Source organism: uncultured Dysosmobacter sp., from assembly GCF_947631635.1.
Classification (GTDB): Bacteria; Bacillota; Clostridia; order Oscillospirales; family Oscillospiraceae; genus Oscillibacter.
In genome coordinates, this window is record NZ_CANRMB010000059.1 from 1 (window position 1) to 2,566 (window position 2,566).

General features: G+C 62.3%; 1 protein-coding gene. It reads right to left on the reverse strand.

Going from position 1 to position 2,566, the window contains the following annotated elements; all coding sequences use genetic code 11:
• Window positions 1-2,566: YDG domain-containing protein (locus tag Q0Z71_RS17030; protein ID WP_298025394.1), on the reverse strand; the 2,566-nt coding region annotated here is incomplete at both ends.

Genomic DNA, 2,566 nt, shown 5'->3' on the forward strand with positions numbered 1-2,566 from the left:
GGCCTGGTCAGCCCCCTGAATGGACACCTCGGGCGCGCCCTCCTCGGGCTTGACCTCCACCTCTACCTTGCCGGGATCGACCATTACGGCCACATACACCGTCTTGCTGATGGTGATGGTCTCGCCGGCCTTGGCCGGATCGGGATGGACGAACGTCAGCGACACCTCCAGGGTGGTGCTGCCAACGCTCAGCGCCGTGATAACAGCGTCTATCGCATCGCTTTTCTCCACGGTGATGAAGTCGCCTGTGTTGGCGGTGATGGAGACCGACTTGACCTCGTAGCCTTCCGCCTCGACGATGTCCAGCACCTCGCTCTTGCCCACATAGGTGACCAGGGTCTCAGGCACGGTGAAGCCCATCTCCGCCGGATACGGTACCGGGTCGGCCGTATGCTGGGAGCTGCTGCTGATGCTGCTGGTAAGGCTGCCGCCGCCGGCGCTCAGGGCATCTTCGTCCAGCTGCACCGTCAACGTTTTGGCGGTCACATCCGCCGCGGTGACGGTCACAGGCTCGCACACCGGGTCGCTGGCGTCCTTATAGAAGACGATGACGTCGCCCGCTTTCAAGCCGCTCTTTTCCACATCCACCACCGCGTAATCGCCGTGTCCCAGGCTGTTGGGAAGGTTGTAAACGGTGGCCTGGATGGTCCGGGTGTCCTCCGCAAGGGTGAGATGGCTGCTGCCGGTGACGGCAGCGTAGTTGGGATCGTCAGGCGTGAAGGTCCATGAATAGTCTCCCTCCTCCGTCATGACGGTGTACGGATGCTCCCAGGCAAAGGCGCCGCCCAGCGCCTTGCCGTCCAGGCCCTTGGCGCCAGTCAGCGTCACGTCCGTCAGGACCGTGCCCTCCGGCACGGCGGAGCCGCCCTCCACCGTCACGCCGCTCACATCCGGCTTGGCCTGGGTGATGATAAGGGTGGGCTGCAGCAGCTCGTTGGCAAACTCCGTAACGAACGCCGGCAGCACATTCACGTGCACGTGTACGTCGTAGGTGCCCGCGTCCACGGGCTTTTCGGTGGTAAAGTCATCATGGCCGCCGGCCTTCTCCAGCGCAAACGTGGAGATGACGTCCTTGTGGAGCCTGTACTCGATCTCCAGCGCGACCTTATCCGCGTTCCCAGCCTCCACGACCGGCTCATCTATGCCCTGGGGCTGGCCGTTATATTCCACGGTCTTATTATTGGCCGTTACCTTGACCGTAGGCAGGCTCAGCAGAGTGATTTCCGCCTCGCCCGTGACCGTGCCCGTGTAGTTGGCCGTATCCGAGGGAGTGAATTTCCACTGGGCTTTGAAGGTGCTGCCGGTCAGCGGCAGATCTGTTTCGGGAGCTGTCCACGCCAGCTCGCCCTCCACGCTCATAGAGGAGTTGTGGGGGTTGACAAAAGAGCCGTTGAGCGCCACGTCTTTCAGCTTGCCGCCCTGCTTGCCCTCGCCGGCCTTGACGCCGCTGTCGGACACCACAGGCACGGCCGGAACGACCTCCATGTTGCCCGCCGGAGCCTCCACCGGAGCGGCGTTGTTGTATGCGCCGGTGGTGTAGTTGCCGCCGTGGGCGCGGGCGGTCACCGGGTAGGTCCCTACTTTCGCTTCGGAGGCCGTGCCTTCAGAGGCGTAGTCCACGTGCTGGCTCGCCAGGCTCTCCCCGTCCACCAGGCCTTTCGCGGTAAACATATCTCCCGTCAGGGTCAATTCATCGCCGTATTCCTTTTTGATGTCCTTGGCGGTGATCGTGATGGCCTTGGTGAGGATGGTGCCGCTTTCCCGCTTGGTGGTGCTGCTCAGATAGTAATTGCCCGCGTCCTTGCCGGTCAATGCGCCGTATCTGATCGTGATGATCGTATGGCCGGCGTCCTTCGTCTCATAGGCGGCGGTAAACGTGACGGAGACGTCGTCGCTGCCACAGCGGCCGAGCAGATTGACCAGCGTCACAGTCGCTTTGGTGGTGCCGTCATAGGGCTTGGCCATGGTCACATTGACGTTGGGCGTGACAGCGACCGCCTTGATGGTCAGGGCCTCCGTATGTTCGGCCATTTCATATTCTTTTGTGGCGGCGATGGTGGCCTTCACCGGATAGGTGCCCACGTTTTTGGGCGCGTCCGTGGTCCACTGGCCGTCCACCTCATACTCCACCACGATGGGCGTGTTGTCATTCTGCCGGTCGGTCTTGAATTTCAGTCCCTGGGGCCTGCCGTTGTAATCGAACGTGTCAGTGCCGTCCAGGATGATCGTGGTGGGCGTCCGCGCGCTCACGATGACCGTGGCCGTGCCGGTGACTGTTTCGTAGTTGGTCTGGTCAGAGGGCGTGAACGTCCAGCTGTGCTCAGTGCCTTCTTCGCTGATCGTCAGCAGGGTCTCGGGCGCGTCCCACGCCAGCACTCCCTCGACCTGATTCCCCGTATGGGGGTTGGTGAACTTGCCGGTCAGCGCCACTTCTTCCAGAAGCTGTCCCTCAACGGCGCCGCTCGCCGCGTTCACCGTGCCCTCGCCGTTGGGCTTCACTTTCGTCACGATGACCTTGTGGCCGCCGTCAATAAAGGTCACGCCAAACGTATCGTCTTTCCACGAC